Below are 20,141 nucleotides of genomic sequence, written 5' to 3'. Positions count from 1 at the left end.
AGGTATACACCATCCGACATATAAGGAAAGTGGACGGGCAATTAGTAATGCTCGGCTTTGATGTCTCCATCTTTACACCTGCATCCTATCAACGTCGTAGTCTACAACGACCCTGAGAAATCTAATCTTGTGGCCGGCTTCGTACTTAGATGCTTTCAGCACTTATCCGATCCAGACTTAGATACCCGGCAATGCACCTGGCGGCACAACCGGCAAACCAGAGGTCTGTCCAACACGGTCCTCTCGTACTAGTGTCAGAGCCACGCAAATTTCATACGCCCACGATAGATAGAGACCGAACTGTCTCACGACGTTCTGAACCCAGCTCGCGTGCCACTTTAATGGGCGAACAGCCCAACCCTTGGGACCTTCTCCAGCCCCAGGATGTGACGAGCCGACATCGAGGTGCCAAACCACTCCGTCGATATGAGCTCTTGGGAGGGATCAGCCTGTTATCCCCGGAGTACCTTTTATCCTTTGAGCGATGTCCCTTCCATACGGAAACACCGGATCACTATGCTCTAGTTTCCTACCTGATCGACTTGTCAGTCTCCCAGTCAAGCGCCCTTATGCCATTACACTCTAAGGCCGGTTACCAATCGGCCGGAGGGCACCTTTAGAAGCCTCCGTTACGCTTTTGGAGGCGACCACCCCAGTCAAACTACCCACCAATCAATGTCCCCGTATCCACGGGTTAGAATCCAAACAAATAAAGGGTCGTATTTCAACAGCGGCTCCACAAATACTGGCGTACCTGCTTCAAAGCCTCCGACCTATCCTACACATCACGTGCCCAGATTCAATGATAAGCTATAGTAAAGGTTCACGGGGTCTTTTCGTCCCATCGCGGGTAATCGGCATCTTCACCGATACTACAATTTCACTGAGCTCACGGTTGAGACAGCGTCCAGATCATTACACCATTCGTGCAGGTCGGAACTTACCCGACAAGGAATTTCGCTACCTTAGGACCGTTATAGTTACGGCCGCCGTTTACTGGGGCTTCAATTCAACGCTTCTCTTATCGATGACATCTCCTCTTAACCTTCCAGCACCGGGCAGGTGTCAGGCTGTATACTGGATCTTTCGATTTGGCACAGCCCTGTGTTTTTGTTAAACAGTTGCCTGGACCGATTCTCTGCGCCCTCCCATAAAAGGGTAGGGACCCTTTATCCCGAAGTTACAGGGTCAGTTTGCCTAGTTCCTTAACCGTGAATCACTCAAGCGCCTTAGAATATTCATCCCGACTACGTGTGTCCGTTTGCGGTACGGGTACCTCCAGGATTAAGTTTAGCGGATTTTCTCGGCAGCATGCTTACGCGCACTATTGCCTTGTCCCGAAGGACGCGGCATACTATCAGGTTCGGATCTCATGGTGGATTTGCCTGCCATGATCGACTCCTACACCCTTCAACCATCTATTCCGTCAGATGGCGGCACTGTCACTACTGCGTCTCCACGTCACTCCTGAAGGTAGTAACGGAATATTAACCGTTTCTGCCATCGGCATCGCCGTTCGGCTGAGCCTTAGGACCCGACTGACCCTGATCCGATTAGCGTTGATCAGGAAACCTTAGTCTTTCGGCGAGGGGGTTTCCCGCCCCCTTTATCGTTACTTATACCTACATTTGCTTTTCCAGACGCTCCAGAATACCTCACGGTACGCCTTCGACGCCGACTGGAATGCTCCCCTACCGATCATATTAATGATCCCACTGCTTCGGTAGACAACTTGATACCCGATTATTATCCACGCCCGACTCCTCGACTAGTGAGCTGTTACGCACTCTTTAAATGAATGGCTGCTTCCAAGCCAACATCCTAGCTGTCTTAGCAGTCAGACTTCGTTAGTTTAACTTAGCTGTCATTTCGGGACCTTAGCAGGTGGTCCGGATTCTTCTCCTCTCGGGCACGGACCTTAGCACCCATGCCCTCACTCCTGCGGTAGAACTGATGCGCATTCGGAGTTTGTCAAGACTTGATAGGCGGTGAAGCCCTCGCATCTTATCAGTCGCTCTACCTCACATCAGTAACCCGCAAGGCTGCACCTAAATGCATTTCGGGGAGTACGAGCTATCTCCAAGTTTGATTAGCCTTTCACCCCTACCCTCAGCTCATCCAGAAGCTTTTCAACGCTTATTGGTGCGGTCCTCCAGCTGGTGTTACCCAGCCTTCAACCTGGCCAAGGGTAGATCACTTGGTTTCGCGTCTGCCACTGCCGACTATACGCCCTGTTCAGACTCGCTTTCGCTTCGGATACGTGTGTCGTCACACTTAACCTTGCCGGCAAAGGCAACTCGTAGGTTCATTATGCAAAAGGCACGCCGTCACTCATTAACGAGCTCCGACCGCTTGTAGGCGCACGGTTTCAGGAACTATTTCACTCTTCTGTTCGAAGTGCTTTTCACCTTTCCCTCACGGTACTGGTTCGCTATCGGTCTCTCGGGAGTATTTAGCCTTACCGGATGGTCCCGGCAGATTCACGCAGAATTCCTCGTGCTCCGCGCTACTCAGGATACTACTATGCTTCGACAACATTCGAATACGCAACTGTCATGCTCTATGGTCTTTCTTTCCAGAAAGTTCTTCTCTGATGTCTTCATGCAACGGCGTAGTCCTACAACCCCACACATGCCGTAACATGGATGGTTTGGGCTGTTCCCCGTTCGCTCGCCACTACTGGGGGAATCATTGTTTATTTTCTTTTCCTGCAGGTACTAAGATGTTTCAGTTCCCTGCGTTAGCCTCTTACATAGTAAGATAATACCTCTTCAAGATATTGGGTTGTCCCATTCGGAAATCTCTGGATCAAAGGTCATTTGCACCTCCCCAAAGCTTATCGCAGCTTATCACGTCCTTCATCGCCTCCGAGAGCCAAGGCATCCGCCATGCGCCCTTTTTTACTTTCCTTATCCATTCGCTCACACTTGCGTGCCAGCGGGATGATATATACTTTCAGCTCTTTACTACTAAAATTACTGTTTGCTTGTACAATATGTCATAGATCGTTCATCTTCGTTTCTTACGTTTCCGATGGAGTGGAGAATAACGGATTCGAACCGTTGACCCTCTGCGTGCAAGGCAGATGCTCTAGCCAGCTGAGCTAATCCCCCGAACTTGATTCCGTTCGTAGTCCCAGGCAGAGTTGAACTGCCGACCTCTACATTATCAGTGTAGCGCTCTAACCAACTGAGCTATAGGACTAAGTTCAACCTAGTCTGTTTAATTAGACCCGGCTTCTTACTTTCTCTCTTCCGTATCATTACGGAATCATATCTTGAATAAACAACACCAGCAGTACAAGAACAAAAACCTTATCGATCTTTCGTCCTCTCCAGAAAGGAGGTGTTCCAGCCGCACCTTCCGGTACGGCTACCTTGTTACGACTTAGCCCCAGTCACCAGTTTTACCCTAGGGCGCTCCTCGCGGTTACGCACTTCAGGTACCCCCGGCTCCCATGGCTTGACGGGCGGTGTGTACAAGGCCCGGGAACGTATTCACCGCGCCGTGGCTGATGCGCGATTACTAGCGAATCCAGCTTCGTGGAGTCGGGTTGCAGACTCCAGTCCGAACTGAGAGAGGTTTTGGGGATTGGCATCCACTCGCGTGGTAGCGGCCCTCTGTACCCCCCATTGTAACACGTGTGTAGCCCCGGACGTAAGGGCCGTGCTGATTTGACGTCATCCCCACCTTCCTCACATCTTACGATGGCAGTCTTGTCAGAGTCCTCAGCATGACCTGTTAGTAACTGACAACAAGGGTTGCGCTCGTTATGGCACTTAAGCCGACACCTCACGGCACGAGCTGACGACAACCATGCAGCACCTTCACAGATGCCTTGCGGCTTACGGCTTTCACCGTAATTCATCTGCAATTTAAGCCCGGGTAAGGTTCCTCGCGTATCATCGAATTAAACCACATGTTCCTCCGCTTGTGCGGGCCCCCGTCAATTCCTTTGAGTTTCACCGTTGCCGGCGTACTCCCCAGGTGGAATACTTAACGCTTTCGCTTGGCCGCTTGCCGTATATCGCAAACAGCGAGTATTCATCGTTTACCGTGTGGACTACCAGGGTATCTAATCCTGTTTGATACCCACACTTTCGAGCCTCAATGTCAGTTGCAGCTTAGCAGGCTGCCTTCGCAATCGGAGTTCTTCGTGATATCTAAGCATTTCACCGCTACACCACGAATTCCGCCTGCCTCAACTGCACTCAAGATATCCAGTATCAACTGCAATTTTACGGTTGAGCCGCAAACTTTCACAACTGACTTAAACATCCATCTACGCTCCCTTTAAACCCAATAAATCCGGATAACGCTCGGATCCTCCGTATTACCGCGGCTGCTGGCACGGAGTTAGCCGATCCTTATTCATAAAGTACATGCAAACGGGTATCCATACCCGACTTTATTCCTTTATAAAAGAAGTTTACAACCCATAGGGCAGTCATCCTTCACGCTACTTGGCTGGTTCAGGCTCTCGCCCATTGACCAATATTCCTCACTGCTGCCTCCCGTAGGAGTTTGGACCGTGTCTCAGTTCCAATGTGGGGGACCTTCCTCTCAGAACCCCTATCCATCGAAGACTAGGTGGGCCGTTACCCCGCCTACTATCTAATGGAACGCATCCCCATCGTCTACCGGAATACCTTTAATCATGTGAACATGCGGACTCATGATGCCATCTTGTATTAATCTTCCTTTCAGAAGGCTATCCAAGAGTAGACGGCAGGTTGGATACGTGTTACTCACCCGTGCGCCGGTCGCCATCGGCCTTAGCAAGCTAAGACCATGCTGCCCCTCGACTTGCATGTGTTAAGCCTGTAGCTAGCGTTCATCCTGAGCTAGGATCAAACTCTTCATTGTAATAATATCTTTTTCCAACTATTCAGTTGATAATCTGCTCAAGGATTCCAAATCTATCAATATCAATATTGACGGTTCTTGTTTTTCCGTACACCATATATATATTACATACGGTGCACCGGCTTGTACTACTTGTTTGTTTATCTTAAATCTTTCAAAGAACTCTCATTTATGTCTTGCCATCGTTTCCGAAAGCGGATGCAAAGGTAAGAGATTTTATCGTAACCGCCAAATGTTTTCGAAAGTTTTTTTGAAAAAGTTTTTTTTTCGAAACTTCCATAAAAGGCGGGACGTTCATCCTTCCCAGGTCTTATCCGTTCTCGCTCCCTTAGCCCCGCTAAGGTAAGATACTGGGTGCAGACACTGTCAAGGAAAACTCTCCTACGTTTGGTTCACCAAGTCAGTCACACACTGTCTGAAGTGCCGCATCTCTCTCGATTGCGGATGCAAAGGTAGACCTTTTAACGATTACCAGCAAACATACGAAGGAAAAATTATACGGATTTCCTGAAACTTTTTTGTAATACACTGAATAACAGATGTGTTACAAAGCATGTTTTTATAACGGAGGACACCGGAGGAAAAAGACACACACATTATAATATTCGCACGCGCGTATAGGGACGGAAAAAGGAAGGGACCCATACGAAAACAGCAGACGGAAAACAAGAAAAGACGGAAAAGAAGCAAATCCGAAGGACAAACGGACAAGTTACGAAACACAAACTACAGAACTCTCAAAAGTGCTGACTCTGCAAACACTTGGGAAAAACTGTAGGAGAAAAAATAGAAAAACAGTCGCATCAAGCTCAGATCATACTTCCCCACCAAAGTCCGACAAACCCAAAATTCCGAATAAAAAAATGAAACTTAGTTCCTGCTTAAATGTTGTTCCGTATTCTTTTGAAAGTTCTTTTTAAATAAAATTTAAATAGATTTTCATATTGCAAAGCAATTCCTATCTCACATTCCAACTTTCCCCCAATAACACCCGAGCATATTGCCTGCAACCAAAAACAGTTCTTATAACCTGTCTTCCCCATTTATTTTGTACCTTTGCCACACATTGAAAATCTATAAACCGAAATATTATAAAACTATGGCAAAGGAATTAGAATTAAAGTACGGCTGCAATCCCAACCAAAAACCGTCACGCATCTTCATGCAAGAAGGGGAATTGCCTATCGAAGTATTAAACGGACGTCCCGGATACATCAATTTTCTGGACGCTTTCAACAGTTGGCAACTGGTCAAAGAATTGAAAGAAGCTACCGGACTACCCGCAGCAGCCTCCTTCAAGCATGTCAGTCCGGCAGGAGCCGCAGTAGGAATCGAGTTGAATGACACCTTGAAGAAAATTTATTTTGTGAATGACTTGCCACTTACCCCATTGGCTACCGCATATGCCCGTGCTCGTGGCGCTGACCGCATGTCTTCTTACGGAGACTTTATCGCATTGAGCGATACTTGCGACGAAGCTACCGCGCGCCTCATCAACCGTGAAGTTTCAGACGGCGTCATAGCTCCCGATTACACACCGGAAGCGCTGGAAATCCTGAAAAACAAACGCAAGGGAACATACAATGTAATTAAAATAGACCCAGCTTACCGCCCTGCACCTATTGAACACAAAGATGTATTCGGCATTACTTTTGAACAGGGCCGCAACGAAATCAGACTGGACGAAAGCCTGCTGACTCATATTCCAACTAAAAGCCAGCATTTTCCAGACGAAGCAAAACGCGATTTGATTATTGCCCTTATCACCTTAAAATATACACAAAGTAATTCTGTTTGTTATGTAAAAGACGGGCAGGCTATCGGCATCGGTGCCGGCCAGCAAAGCCGCATCCACTGTACACGTCTTGCCGGTAATAAAGCGGATATATGGTATTTGCGCCAACATCCTAAAGTAATGAATCTGCCGTGGGTAGAAAAAATCCGCCGTGCAGATCGTGATAATACAATTGATGTCTATATCAGTGACGATCATGAAGATGTTCTGGCTGACGGCATCTGGCAACAATTCTTCACTAAAAAACCGGAAGTGCTGACTCGCGAAGAAAAGCGCGCGTGGCTGGATACCATGAAGGGGGTATCATTGGGTTCGGATGCTTTCTTCCCATTTGGTGACAATATAGAACGTGCGCATAAGAGCGGAGTGGAATACATAGCACAAGCTGGAGGCTCTGTACGTGATGACCATGTAATTGACACTTGTGACAAATACGGCATCACCATGGCATTCACTGGTGTTCGTTTATTCCATCATTAATTATTCATACTCAGTGCAAATTGCAACACGGATTTACAGATAAAAAGCAAACCATACTTAGCCTGTAAGATCCGTGTTTACAATCCATATAAAAAATCGTCTTAAAATTTATATCCCGCTGTTACAAAACCGGTAATATTCTTCCCTTGAAGTTCTTTTTGAAGTTTGCACAGCCCTAATCGTCCTTCCACTCCTATCACATAATGCCGGTATTCCACCGATAAACCTATCGCCACTCCATAATCGAAACGACGCAGATCAAGTCCATCTTTGCCAAAAGTATTTATTTCAACCACATTTCCAGTATTCCAATCCGGTGTAGACGATGATGACCAGCTATACCCTAAAGCCTTGGTTTTGCCACCAATCCCCCATGCGCCATAGGGACCTGCCGCAACAAGTATATAAGTATTCCGATCCATTGCAAACCGGGCTGCCACCATTACAGGAAACTCCAAATAGGATGCATTTACTTTAGCCTGAGCCGAAATTCCATCTGTTTCAACAATCGTATGATTAGTGCCTTTGGAAACAAACGAAACGCCTGTTTGTAAAGACCAGATCTTATCAAAAGGGCACTCCAAGCCAATGCCTAATTTATACGCCAGTTTTACTTTAGGAGATCCCATATTATCACCTATAATATTTGCCATGCCTATACCGGCCTTTATACTCCAATCCACCTGACTCTGAGCCGGAGTCACCATGCTTACCATCATAAACAGTGCAAAAAGAAGTAGTTTTATCACTCTTACCTTATCTATTAATGCCATATCCCTAAAAAATTGTGTCTTTAATCATAATCTGCAAATATAGCTTTTATTTCATAAACCACGCTTCATCTAAAAAAAATGGGTCAATGTAAAAAGCTGAGGGGTAAATTTATAAATTGTTATCTTTGTCTCCAAATTCATAGCTTATGGAGTTAAACGGTTATCGCCTTCTTCTTCCTGAAGGCACTTTAGATTACTTTGATCTTGTTGATGTGAAGGAAAGCGTAAATGAAGTTGTGTTCTACCTTGAGGAGAAAAATATCGTTCCTGAGAAGTATACAGATCAGGATACTGAGAGTAAAGGCTTTTATGATCCTGTTATTGTTCAGGATTTTCCTCTTCGTGGCAAGAAGGTCTTCCTTAATATTCGTCGTCGTCGCTGGCTCTTAAAGAAGCATAATGAGTATATCTCTCGTAACTGGCGTATGGTGGCTGAAGGTACTCGTATGACGCAGGATTTTGCGTCTTTTTTAAAAGAACTATATTGATAGCTATCCGATCAGTTGCAAGCTCTTAGGTGTTTTATCTGGAGTTGACGGGGATTTATTGGAGCGTCAATACCGTAACCATCTAAGTGGTTATCTCCATTGGGACCAACTTGTTCATGCAGAGGATTGGCTACTATTCGAAAAGAATATCGGTGCTTATATCTGTATTGATGAAGTAGCCCTCTCGCGTGGGGAACTCTATACTGTACTGACCAATAAAGAAGCTCACGGTGGTAAAGGTAGTATGATTGCCATCATTAAAGGTACGGACGTTCATACGGTCACTTCTGTCCTGCTTAAGCTATCCCGTCGCCGCCGTTACCAAGTGCGCGAGATTACTTTGGATATGGCTCCTAACATGGAGCAGATTGCACGCATCTGCTTTCCTGCGGCCAAACGTGTTACCGATCGCTTTCACGTACAGAAGTTAGCTTATGAAGCGGTGCAGGAGATGCGGGTAAAAGCTCGCTGGGAGGCTTTGGATGAAGAGTCCACTCAGATTGCTTATGCAAAGGCCTGTGGAAAGATGTATCATGCACCTGTTTTCGCTAATGGAGATACAAGAAAGCAGTTGTTAGCGAGAAGTATTTATCTGCTTTACAAGAAGGAATCCTTATGGACTCAGTCTCAAAGAATACGGGCTGAAATTCTTTTCAAGGAATATCCCGATATAAAGAAAGGATATTATCTGTCTATGCGGTTAGGCTTAATCTATCATCAGTGTAAGTTTAAGGATATTGCTTTGACAAGGCTGGCAAGGTGGTATGATGAAGTAGATAAATCAGGGTTCCTCACCTTTGGAAGGGTCGCACGTTCTATACAAACACATTATCTGGATATAATCAATTTTTTTGAAAGGAGGGCAACCAATGCCGAAGCTGAGTCATTCAATGCTAAAATCAAAGCATTTAGAGCACAGTTCAGAGGAGTAAGAGATAGAGCTTTTTTCTTATATAGACTTGCTAAATTATATGCTTAAATATAAAATCCCTCAGATTGTTACGTTGACCCCAAAAAATGGCTGCTTCTTTCTAAAAGAGAAACAGCCGTTCTTTATATATTTAAAGGTAAGATTATATCTGTGGTCAGAATTTATAACCGATAGTGGCCAATGCAGAAAGGTTATGAGCACTAACACCGCTAGCTACTTTAGTAAAACTTGTGCCAGTTTCAACACCTACAACTATGTTGCCAAATTCAAAAGCAACTCCTAACCCCAAACCGGCATCGAACCTTTTTAAACCATCATCACCGAAAGTATCAGCCTTCTCGGATACACCATCTATTTTAGTTTTTCCGCCAACTCCATAAGCCAAATACGGACCACCTTTGAAAAGAAGATCAAAATTGCTGGCCGTATGTATCCGAGCACCAACCATCAAAGGCAGTTCCAGATAAAGCTGGTTGATCGTCACATCAACCACGTCCCAGGCGTCAGTTACTCCATCACCTTTCACACCTTTAGAAATAAAGTTCAAACCTGTCTGGAAAGACCATATATTAGTATTAGCAAAAGGTACCTCCAAACCTATACCCACTTTATAAGCAAATTTAGCATCTGTACCATCCGTATCATCACCATACCAGTTTGACATACCAATACCCGCATTCACATTCCATTTCAGATTTGATTGTGCAGAGACACCTAGTGTAACCAATGACAATAAAATAAAAAAGGCTAGTTTTTTCATGACTGTTTGTTTTTAGTTAATAATAAATTTCAGTTCCCAATTCCTTTGTACCGTCATTACATTCACAAATATAAGCTTTATTTTGGAAACCAGTCCTAATGTGTAAAGAAAATAAGAGGAATCTTTCATAAAATGAAAAATTCCGCTCACCAAACTATTATACAGTTATATGATTCCTGATTATCAGATACATTTATATATGATTAGAATATATAATGAAAGCCAAAGTTTAACTCATCCGTATCAAAATCTATACCAACATTTTCACTCTCATATCCATGATTCTCTTTTTTGGAATATCCAAGAAAACCATACTTGGCAACCAGACAAAAATGATCAGACAATTTGATGGCAATACCCGGTTTAATACCAATATTCCACGAATTCAAAGCGTCATTCCCCTTCGTTTTTGAAGTAGAAAAGCCAAATCCGCCATCGGCAAATAACCGGACTACATCACTATTCAAAAAGAAATAACGTGCATAAGGAGCAATAGTGAAAGTATTAGTTTTCACATCACCGCTTTTATTATATTCATAACCGACTACTGTACCGACAGACCAATCTTCATTTAGTTCATAACCGACCTCCGGCAGAATCTTGAAAGTAGTATTCTTAACTTCTGTTCCTTCTGTTTCCACTTTATCAGAACCTACTCCAAATGTTCCACCTACATACACCTGCGCATTTGCAGTAATAGCAATCAATGCTACAATAACAGACAATACAATCTTTTTCATCTCTTTTGTCATTTTTAAATTAAACTTTTTACCTATTAATCCACGCCGAAGAGGTTTGCCTTCTTTGTGTTTTACATTGCAAAGGTACAGTTTATTCTATGTTTTACAACATATTTTATATAAAAACGAATAATTCCAAAACAAAGGAGAGGATAATTGTTTAATTATTAATAAAGTACTGAATATTAAATTCAATCTACATTCCTATTTATTCTTATGTCTGTTAGCACGTTTTTTACGAAACTCAGCTTTCATCTTGGCAGCTCCCGACCCATGCAACCCTGTTATATAGCTTTTCTTTTTAGCCTTGGTCTTCACTTTATCTTCTTGCTTACCACTAGGAGATTTACCACCTTTGAATACAATTCCTTCGGTGATTGCTTTTTCTATGTCCATCGTCTATTTTTTAGGTGTTAAATTCTGTTTTACTATCACTCTATTGCCGGCTTTGGTACAAACAATTTCCGTTTTGTGCAAAGTACGGTCTTTCATATCAAAAATCAGATTCGGATTGAAATGTTGTCCATCTATCCGGAATTCCAGATGAAGGTGTTCAGTAGTGGCACGTCCGGTTCTGCCTGTCAATCCTACTGCATCACCGGCCTTCACGATATCTCCGGATTTTACCAAATTCCGGGAATTATGACTATAAATACTTTCCAATCCATTATCATGACGCACAACAACTACATTTCCATAAGCAGCGTATGTTTTTGCCATACGTACTATTCCATCAAACGCACAACGGATAGTATCATTGGCCTTAGTCTTTATATCCGTTCCACTGTGCCCCCGGCGGGCTCCGTATGCAGAAATCACTTTACCACCGGGAAGAGGAAAACAATATTCATTCTCTTTTATACTATCCAGATGAATGGAGAAACTCTTGCGCCCGTTAAAGAGCCCGGGAGTCTTGACTCTGATATGGTTTACTTCCATTGCGGTAAAATTACTCTTGGCCGGCCCCCCAGCCCATGCCGCCACACTTATGAACAATAAAAATAGTAATTGTGTGCTTTTCATTATCTCATTTTAAAAATAAATTAATTCTTCATCCTTGGACGCTGCAAACTCTTTCAAGAGCTCCAACATATAATCTGCCGCTTCCTGCAAACCTTCCTTGCCGCTATATCCATTAATAATAGTCAGCAGATGCGTAGTTCCTGCCTCCAGTTTAGTACGCTCGTTATCACTGGTCGGCGTACCGATTCCGCCCATAGCATCTCTGTAAACAGGCATTCCTTCTATATTCAACTCTCCACGTCCTATCCCTTCATAAGGCTCTCCGGATTTACCGATACCCAACACCAATGTATCTCCTTGTATTTTATCCGCATCAAAGCCACCGATGGAATATCCGTAACGAATAGATACCAAGTTAATAAGATCTACCAAAGTATCTATCTGATACAAGGAAATTCCACGCAGGATTCTACGGCAGAGCGCTTCCCCCGAAGGACGATAACGGCTAGGGTCTTTCCCACATTTCTTATAAGCCTCCCGAGTGGCATGAATCGTAACCATATCCTTAATGGAATCCGTAGTGTACATTTCACGATAGCGTATAGTGAACTCGTCTATCTTTTTCCACAAAGATTCGCTATAAGCAGTGTTCTCTACCGTAGCACGGATGGCTATACCGGCAAACTGCGGACAGGCTTTCTTTATTTCTTCCGATACTTTTATTTCCATATTTATTTTTATACTGCGTTATTCCAACGAGCGTATTCCTCAGACACCTAAAAGAATGCCCGATAATATCCTTCCCGACCGGATTCCTTGCCGGCGGGCCGAAAAGAAATCATCGTTATTATGATACGTACAAATGCCGGATATCTCAATATGTTCAGGCTTCACACCGTATGCCAACAATTGCTGACGGTTGGCTTCCCACAAATCAATATGCCATTTTGCTTCTTTACGGGCAATCTGATTCATATCAAACCCCGCCTCACAAAAAGCTTGATAAACTTCATCCCCTACTTCAAAAGCCTCCAATGAAATACTGGGACCGATGCAAGCAATGAGATCTTTCCCTTGCGAGCCGTATTGGTTATCCATGACTGAAACTGTCTTCTCCACAATCCGGGCCACCGTACCACGCCATCCGGCATGAATGGCAGCCACTACCTTCTTTCGGGTATCATATAATAAAACAGGAACACAATCGGCCGTAGATACACACAAGCAATAACCGGGAATGTCTGTTACCAATGCATCCACTCCTTCCAATTCAGTATTTACCTGAATAGTATCCACAACTTTCACATGGTCACTATGGGTCTGATGCGGAATTACGAGTTCTACCGATTCCCCGGGTAACAAGCTACGCAGCAATTCCCGGTTGCGATTCACATCTTCTGCCTCGTCCCCACAATATCCGTTACAATTGAACGAAGCGTAGTTTCCCTTACTACAACCTCCGTGACGGGTGGTAGAAAAACAAGAAATGTTGGGATATGCCTTCATCAGCTCATATCCCAACATTTTATTATCTGATGTCAGCCGTTTCATTTCTTTTCCTCTTCTTCGTCCCAATTCTCATCTTCATATTCATAATCGAAGTCATCATCGGCATCTTCTTCATATTCATATTCAAAGTCCTCATCCTCACCCATGTCTTTCAACTCTTCCTGCAGTTTGGCAACATCTTTGGCGCGATGAACAATTGTTTCCGTACGGACACCTTCCAACTTATTGCTGTCCTTATTCAATTCTGTCCATAAAATATCCTTCAGCTGCTGTATCCCCAAGCCAGTTACCGACGAGATAAAGATATGCGGAACATTATCCGGCAATGTCGGCTCCAACATGGCAATCAGTTCTTCATCCAACATGTCACTTTTGGTAATGGCAAGCACACGTTGTTTATCCAACATTTCCGGGTTGAAGGTAGCCAACTCATTCAGCAGGATTTCATATTCCTTACGGATATCATCTGTATCACCCGGTACCATAAAGAGCAACAAAGAGTTGCGTTCTATATGGCGCAGGAAACGAAGTCCCAGTCCTTTTCCCTCACTGGCCCCTTCAATAATTCCGGGAATATCCGCCATGACAAAAGATTTTCCTTCGCGATAGGACACGATACCCAAATTCGGCTCCAGCGTAGTAAACGGATAATTGGCTATTTTAGGACGTGCCGCCGATACGGTAGACAATAAAGTGGATTTCCCTGCATTTGGAAAACCTACCAAACCTACATCAGCCAACAGTTTTAATTCCAAAATAACCATCAGCTCCTGCATGGGTTCTCCCGGTTGTGCAAAACGTGGCGCCTGACGGGTTGCTGTACGGAAGTGCCAGTTTCCCAATCCCCCACGTCCTCCTTTCAACAGAATTATTTCTTGTCCGTGTTCGGTGATATCACAGATATATTCACCTGTTTCAGCATTATAAACCACTGTACCACAAGGTACTTCAATAACTTTGTCTTCACCATCTTTACCAAAGCTTTTGTTCTTCGATCCATTGCCGCCGTGTGTGGCAAACACGTGGCGGTCATACTTCAGGTGAAGCAATGTCCAATAATTACGGTTTCCCCGCAAAATAACATGACCTCCTCTACCGCCATCACCACCGTCAGGGCCACCATTGGGTACATACTTCTCACGACGCATATGCGCAGAGCCTCGCCCGCCCTTACCCGAGCGGCAATATATCTTCACATAATCAACAAAATTCGATTCAGCCATAATTAATAATTTACTAATTTATCAATTTACTAATGTGCCAACGAAACTGTACTCCATGTATCATTATGCAGACTGACACATTGGCGGACTGCTGCATCAGCACATTAGCATATTACTATAATTTTTCAACAGCAGCAACAATGTCGGCAAAAATAGCATCCATCGTACCCAAACCGTGAATGTGCTGATATTTACCTTCGTTCTTGTACCAGTCAATCAGCGGAGCCGTCTGCGAGTGATAAACAACCAAACGTTTCTTTATTGTTTCCTCGTTATCATCCGCACGTCCCGATTCCTGTCCACGCTTAATCAGGCGAGTCATCAATTCTTCTTCGGGTACATCCAAGTCCAACATAACAGATACTTCCTGTCCACGTTCGGCCAGCATTTTCTTCAACGCTTCTGCCTGGGCGATGGTTCTGGGAAATCCATCAAAAATAACCCCTTTGCTTTCCTTAAAGCTATCCAGCGTACTTGCCAGAATATCAATAATCAATTCATCAGGCAGCAACTGGCCCTGATCGATATATCCTTTGGCTGTCTTTCCCAATTCTGTACCCTTCTTAATCTCAGCACGAAGCACATCCCCTGTTGAAATGTGATTAATACCGAATTTCTCTACAATACGTTCACTCTGAGTACCCTTACCAGAACCCGGAGCTCCAAAAATTACAATGTTCAACATCTTGTTTTACCTTTTATTTTTATATTTAGTTGTACAAATTTCATTCCATTACGGTGTAAATATCCCGATAGTTACGTCCCAAGCCATCATAATCCAGACCATACCCCACAATAAAATCATTGGGAATACGCATGGCCACATAATGTATATCCAATTCCACCTTCAATTTATCAGGTTTCAGCAGCAAGGTAGCGATACGGATCTCTTTCGGTTTTCTAGCTTGTAATGTTTCCAACAAGTGCTTCATTGTCACCCCGGTATCCACAATATCTTCCACAATCACCACTGTACGACCCTCAATATCATCATTCAAACCTACCAACTCTTTTACCTTTCCTGTAGAAGAAGTTCCTGCATAAGAGGCCAGTTTCACGAAAGAAATTTCACTGGGAATGGTAAGGTTACGCATCAAGTCGGCAGCAAACATGAATGCGCCGTTCAATACACTTAAAAACAAGGGATTAGTTCCTTCTAAATCCCGATTAATCTCACTCGCTACCCGTGCCACTTCTTTTAAGATCCGTTCTTCAGGAATGAAAGGAGTGAAACGTTTATCTTTGATTTGAATGGTATCCATAACCGCTATTTTATTAAATTGCTGCAAAAATAACATTTTTATTCCAAGTATCGAAGTATTCACATAACCTCTTTTTGTAAATAGTGTTATCTTTGTACGTTCAAACAAAAGAGATTGTCATGAAAATTATTTCGAGCACCCAACTAAAAGAGCTGGACAAGTACACGATTGCCAAAGAACCGGTTGCCTCCATTGATTTGATGGAACGGGCAGCCGAAGAACTGACTCGTGCCATTACCCACCGATGGGATACTTCTTTCCATATTGTAGTATTCGCCGGACCGGGAAATAACGGGGGCGATGCGCTTGCCGTAGCCCGTATGTTGTCTAAGCAAAACTATCACGTAGAAGTCTTTCTGTTTAACACCAAAGGAAAACTGTCGGAAGAATGTCAGACCAATCTTGAACGGTTAAAAGAATGCGGCTCGGTGTACTTTACTGAAGTAAGCACACAATTTGATCCTCCAGTCCTGACAGAAAGGCATCTGGTAGTAGACGGATTATTCGGTTCCGGACTCAACAAACCACTGAACGGTGGATTTGCTGCCGTAGTGAAATATATTAATGCATCCAAGGCACAGGTAGTAGCCATTGATGTACCTTCAGGATTAATGTGTGAGGACAACACTTATAATATCCGTCAAAACATGATACACGCGGATGTCACTCTCAGCATTCAGCTACCTAAGTTATCCTTTCTTTTCCCCGAAAACGAAGACATTGTAGGCGAATGGCAACTATTGGACATCCAACTGAAAAAAGACTTTATTGATACAGCACAAAGTCCCTACTATATCACAGAGGAAGAAGAAATTCGCAGTCTCATCAAACCGCGGAAACGATTTGCCCACAAGGGAACTTTCGGCCATGCACTGCTCATCGCAGGATCTTATGGCATGGCAGGAGCATCCATTTTATCTGCCCGTGCCTGCCTGCGTTCGGGAGTGGGATTACTGACTGTCCATGTACCTATCCACAACCATGATTTACTTCAGACCACTGTTCCCGAAGCCATTGTACAGACAGACATACACGACCATTATTTTGCCGAGCCCGTGGATACAGACCGTTATCAAGCCATAGCCATCGGTCCGGGGTTGGGACAAGAAGAAGATACAGCGTTGGCCATGATGGAACAAATACAAGGTTGTCCGGTACCTTTAGTGCTGGATGCGGATGCCATTAATATTTTCGGCACTCACCGCAACTGGCTCAGCCGGATGCCGAAGCGCTGTATTCTCACCCCCCATCTAAAGGAACTGGAACGACTGATAGGTAAATGCATGGATACTTACGAACGGCTGACAAAGACGAAAGAACTGGCAGCCTATCTGCAAAGCTATATCATTATAAAGGGATCATGGAGCACAGTTGTCACCCCCGAAGGAAATTGTTATTTCAATCCCACCGGGAATCCAGGTATGGCAACCGCCGGCAGCGGTGATGTGCTGACCGGTATTCTGGCAGCCTTATTGGCACAAGGATATACTCAAGAAGATGCATGCCGCCTAGGCGTCTACGTACATGGTCTGGCAGGAGACATTGCAGCGGAAGAAAAAGGAGAAATAGGAACCACCTCAAGTGATCTTATTGACGCATTACCCGCAGCATGGAAGAAATTAACAGAAACAAAAGGCAGATTTACAAAAGAATAGCTATATTTGCTTACATATATGATAGAATATAGAAATATGAAAAAAGGATTAATCGCAGCAGGGTTACTGGTTTCATTAAGCGGCACCGCACAAGATGTCAGTACATATACTCCCGGAACCATGGGAGAAGGAGTGGTTTATTATTTGCCTAAGACCGAAATAGAATTGCAAGTCACCGCAACCAAAGTTGTCTACACGCCCGGAGAATTCTGCCAATACGCCGATCGCTATCTGCGCCTTACAGGCATATCATCCCAACCGGAAGAACATTGGGAAATAAACAGTATCAAGGTAAATTCCATAGGCATTCCTGACCCGGACAATGCATACGCTGTAAAACTGAAAGACAAAAGTGCGGCCTCACAGGTAGAATTGACTCCTGAAGGAATCATAAAGGCTATCAACACCACCTCTCCTATAGAGAAAGCACCTGTGACAAAGGTTGCCGATACGGTCAAAAAACGTATTGACCCACGCAGTTTTATGACCGAAGAGATTCTGATAGCCGGTTCTACCGCTAAAATGGCTGAGTTGGTGGCGAAAGAAATCTACAATATACGAGAAAGCAAAAACAGCCTGACCCGCGGGCAAGCAGATTATATGCCCAAAGACGGAGCCGCTTTAAAACTCATGCTGGACAATCTGGATGAACAGGAACAAGCCATGATGCAAATGTTTGCCGGCACAACAGACCGCATAGAAAAATCATTTACCATCCGCATAAAACCAGAAGCGGACATGAAAGAAAAAGTAGCTTTCCGTTTCTCAAAGAAACTAGGGATGCTGGATGCCGATAATTTATCCGGTGAACCTTATTACATTTCCATCGTCAACCAAGAAACATTGCCACCGATGGATCCGAAAGGCAAAGAAAAAAAGAAGACGGATGGTGTTATTTACAATATTCCGGGAAAAGCTCAGGTTACCGTATTCACTCCAAACAAACGTTATTTTGACGGAGAACTACCTGTTACACAATTTGGGACAACGGAATGTCTGATAGATAACCTTTTTAATAAAAAAGTAAATACACGAGTGATCTTTAATCCTAATACCGGAGGAATTGTGAAGATTGATAAAGACTAAAACTCCATCTCACCCCTACATAGCAAAATGAGGGTATCCATAATACACTGGACACCCTCATTTTCACTAAAAGACAATCAATTATTTTTTAATATTTGGTTCCTCCAATCCATACCCCTTTTTCTTATTCTCACCTTTCAGCCACAAAGCAAAGAACAATGCAGCCACACCAAAGCCTGCAAATATCCACATGGGAAGTGTATAATCATAAGTCTGCATTCCATCTACTACCGGTCCTTTGCAATACTCATTCAAGACAAAACCAATCAAAGCAGGTACACCCATCAACCCCCAGTTTTGTACCCAGAAGATCAAAGCGTAAGCTGTACCCAACTGCTTTTCCGGAATAATTTTAGGAACAGAGGGCCACATAGCCGATGGCACCAAAGAAAAGCCAATCCCCAATATAATCATAATGATAGTGGCAAACCACCATACATTCAAGACAGGTAACGCAAACATTGTATGAACAAAAATCAACAGCACAGAACCGATGATCATCAGCGTAGCTCCCTTGCCTATCCGATCGTACACATTACCGAAAAGCGGAGTAAGGAACAAAGTTCCCAATGGTAACAGGCTAGGAATAGTACCCGCCAATTCCGGATCTACATTATATTTCTGCACCATCAAGTCTGTAGCATATTTCAAGAAAGGGAATACGGCAGAATAAAACAACACACACAGCAACGCAATCAGCCAAAATCCTTTATTGGTTACAATCAACCAAATATCTTTCATACGGAAAGGCTCTTCAGGTTCCGCCCCTTCTTCTTCTAAAGAAGCATCCAGTTTCTTATCATAGAAAGTATAAATAAAGAATGCTACCGTACCAATACAAAGCATAGTAAGGCACAGCAACAATGGAGCAGGAATATTAGGATGGAACACACCCTCATCATCAGTAATACCAAAGAAAGTAGCGATAGGAACCGTAACAGCCAAAGCCAGCATAGTGCCTAAACGGGCTGTCGCCATCTCCATACCCATGGCCAGAGCCATTTCTTTTCCTTTAAACCACTTCACAATAATTTTTGAGACCGTGATGCCTGCAATCTCTACACCGACACCAAATATAGCATATCCCAACGCAGCCAGTCCTACCTGGGTTTTCATTCCAAGCAAAGTGCTTCCCTCAGCAAATGTAGTAGAAATAGCATAATATTTTAACCCACAGCCCAACACCATCAAAAGGCATGCTCCCATACCAGTAAAGCGCACTCCCATCTTATCCAAAATGATACCACCGATAATAAGCATAAAGGCAAAGACATTGAACCAACCGTATGCACTGGTAAAAATACCATAATCCAGACTATCCCACAGCAGCTCCTTTTCAAGCATCGGTTTTAAGGGGGACATTACATCGGTCAAAAAATAACCGCATAGCATGGTGAAAGCCACCAACGCCAACACACTCCACCGAAGAACCTTGGAGTCATTGAGCTTTTTTTGAATTTGTTCTTTCATTCTTTTATAAGATTTTTGATTAATAGTTTTTCATGTTCTGCTTACAAAGATACAGTTTTTTAGGTAGAGAAGCCTCTTTCCATAAAAAAGTTCTATCTTTGCGTGACGATTAAATCGTTTTATTGTAGGAAATCGTCATA

Annotated in this window: 16 protein-coding genes, 2 tRNA genes and 2 rRNA genes; 5 read left to right on the top strand and 15 right to left on the bottom strand. The window is 43.8% G+C overall.

Annotated features, from left to right (window positions below):
- Positions 1–21 precede the first annotated feature (21 nt).
- The 4 genes from BVU_RS08625 to BVU_RS08610 form a co-directional block, all read right to left on the bottom strand.
- A 23S ribosomal RNA gene (locus BVU_RS08625) occupies positions 22–2,910 on the bottom strand.
- Between the two features lie 129 nt (positions 2,911–3,039).
- Positions 3,040–3,113, bottom strand: a tRNA-Ala gene (locus BVU_RS08620).
- A 17-nt stretch (positions 3,114–3,130) separates the two neighbouring features.
- A tRNA-Ile gene (locus BVU_RS08615) sits at positions 3,131–3,204 on the bottom strand.
- 134 nt (positions 3,205–3,338) lie between these two features.
- Positions 3,339–4,866 (bottom strand): 16S ribosomal RNA (locus BVU_RS08610).
- Together the 16S and 23S rRNA genes with 2 tRNA genes alongside form the textbook arrangement of a ribosomal RNA operon.
- 1,072 nt (positions 4,867–5,938) lie before the next feature.
- On the opposite strand from BVU_RS08610, the gene BVU_RS08605 reads away from it, so the two are divergent.
- The gene (locus BVU_RS08605; RefSeq protein WP_257228563.1) at positions 5,939–7,141 is read left to right on the top strand and encodes a phosphoribosylaminoimidazolecarboxamide formyltransferase; all 1,203 of its coding nucleotides are present in this window, start codon (positions 5,939–5,941) and stop codon (positions 7,139–7,141) included.
- Between the two features lie 101 nt (positions 7,142–7,242).
- Here the strand turns inward: BVU_RS08605 and BVU_RS08600 are convergent, their stop codons facing one another.
- Complete coding sequence (locus tag BVU_RS08600; RefSeq protein WP_011965265.1) at positions 7,243–7,914, bottom strand: porin family protein; 672 nt, start codon at positions 7,912–7,914, stop codon at positions 7,243–7,245.
- A 146-nt stretch (positions 7,915–8,060) separates the two neighbouring features.
- On the opposite strand from BVU_RS08600, the gene BVU_RS08595 reads away from it, so the two are divergent.
- Together BVU_RS08595 and BVU_RS08590 are read left to right on the top strand one after the other, a co-directional pair.
- The gene (locus BVU_RS08595) at positions 8,061–8,402 is read left to right on the top strand and encodes an ISAon1 family transposase N-terminal region protein (protein ID WP_005844522.1); all 342 of its coding nucleotides are present in this window, start codon (positions 8,061–8,063) and stop codon (positions 8,400–8,402) included.
- A gap of 10 nt (positions 8,403–8,412) precedes the next feature.
- On the top strand, positions 8,413–9,381 hold the full coding sequence (locus tag BVU_RS08590) for an ISAon1 family transposase (protein WP_418792646.1): 969 nt from the start codon (positions 8,413–8,415) through the stop codon (positions 9,379–9,381).
- A gap of 106 nt (positions 9,382–9,487) precedes the next feature.
- On the opposite strand, the gene BVU_RS08585 is transcribed toward BVU_RS08590, so the two are convergent.
- The 9 genes from BVU_RS08585 to hpt all read right to left on the bottom strand — a co-directional run bounded on the left by BVU_RS08585 (position 9,488) and on the right by hpt (position 15,790).
- Positions 9,488–10,093, bottom strand: coding sequence for a porin family protein (locus tag BVU_RS08585; protein ID WP_005840300.1), 606 nt, complete (start codon positions 10,091–10,093; stop codon positions 9,488–9,490).
- A 203-nt stretch (positions 10,094–10,296) separates the two neighbouring features.
- The gene (locus BVU_RS08580; RefSeq protein ID WP_008667901.1) at positions 10,297–10,833 is read right to left on the bottom strand and encodes an outer membrane beta-barrel protein; all 537 of its coding nucleotides are present in this window, start codon (positions 10,831–10,833) and stop codon (positions 10,297–10,299) included.
- A gap of 204 nt (positions 10,834–11,037) precedes the next feature.
- Complete coding sequence (locus BVU_RS08575; protein ID WP_005839609.1) at positions 11,038–11,229, bottom strand: hypothetical protein; 192 nt, start codon at positions 11,227–11,229, stop codon at positions 11,038–11,040.
- 3 nt (positions 11,230–11,232) lie between these two features.
- Positions 11,233–11,856: a M23 family metallopeptidase gene (locus tag BVU_RS08570; RefSeq protein WP_005853570.1), complete on the bottom strand. Its 624-nt coding sequence runs from the start codon at positions 11,854–11,856 to the stop codon at positions 11,233–11,235.
- Positions 11,857–11,865: 9 nt separating this feature from the next.
- Entirely contained in the window at positions 11,866–12,525 is a 660-nt protein-coding gene (locus tag BVU_RS08565) for a B3/B4 domain-containing protein (RefSeq protein ID WP_005839606.1), read from the bottom strand.
- A 39-nt stretch (positions 12,526–12,564) separates the two neighbouring features.
- Positions 12,565–13,347 (bottom strand): peptidoglycan editing factor PgeF, encoded by a 783-nt coding sequence (gene pgeF, locus BVU_RS08560; protein ID WP_005839604.1) that lies wholly within the window; start codon positions 13,345–13,347, stop codon positions 12,565–12,567.
- The gene (gene obgE / locus BVU_RS08555) at positions 13,344–14,528 is read right to left on the bottom strand and encodes a GTPase ObgE (protein WP_005839602.1); all 1,185 of its coding nucleotides are present in this window, start codon (positions 14,526–14,528) and stop codon (positions 13,344–13,346) included. The genes pgeF and obgE overlap by 4 nt, the downstream gene beginning before the upstream one ends.
- A gap of 115 nt (positions 14,529–14,643) precedes the next feature.
- Positions 14,644–15,213 (bottom strand): adenylate kinase, encoded by a 570-nt coding sequence (locus BVU_RS08550; protein WP_005839600.1) that lies wholly within the window; start codon positions 15,211–15,213, stop codon positions 14,644–14,646.
- 40 nt (positions 15,214–15,253) lie between these two features.
- Positions 15,254–15,790: a hypoxanthine phosphoribosyltransferase gene (gene hpt, locus BVU_RS08545; protein ID WP_011965263.1), complete on the bottom strand. Its 537-nt coding sequence runs from the start codon at positions 15,788–15,790 to the stop codon at positions 15,254–15,256.
- Between the two features lie 119 nt (positions 15,791–15,909).
- Between hpt and BVU_RS08540 the strand changes: the two genes are divergently transcribed.
- Together BVU_RS08540 and BVU_RS08535 are read left to right on the top strand one after the other, a co-directional pair.
- Positions 15,910–17,445: a bifunctional ADP-dependent NAD(P)H-hydrate dehydratase/NAD(P)H-hydrate epimerase gene (locus BVU_RS08540; RefSeq protein ID WP_011965262.1), complete on the top strand. Its 1,536-nt coding sequence runs from the start codon at positions 15,910–15,912 to the stop codon at positions 17,443–17,445.
- A 36-nt stretch (positions 17,446–17,481) separates the two neighbouring features.
- A complete protein-coding gene (locus tag BVU_RS08535) occupies positions 17,482–18,531 on the top strand; it encodes a DUF4831 family protein (protein WP_011965261.1) in 1,050 nt (349 codons plus the stop codon).
- 81 nt (positions 18,532–18,612) lie between these two features.
- Here the strand turns inward: BVU_RS08535 and BVU_RS08530 are convergent, their stop codons facing one another.
- Positions 18,613–20,001 (bottom strand): MFS transporter, encoded by a 1,389-nt coding sequence (locus BVU_RS08530; protein WP_005838636.1) that lies wholly within the window; start codon positions 19,999–20,001, stop codon positions 18,613–18,615.
- Positions 20,002–20,141: the final 140 nt, after the last annotated feature.

Source organism: Phocaeicola vulgatus ATCC 8482, from assembly GCF_000012825.1.
Lineage (GTDB): Bacteria > Bacteroidota > Bacteroidia > Bacteroidales > Bacteroidaceae > Phocaeicola > Phocaeicola vulgatus.
This window is presented reverse-complemented; position numbering and strand designations above follow the sequence as displayed.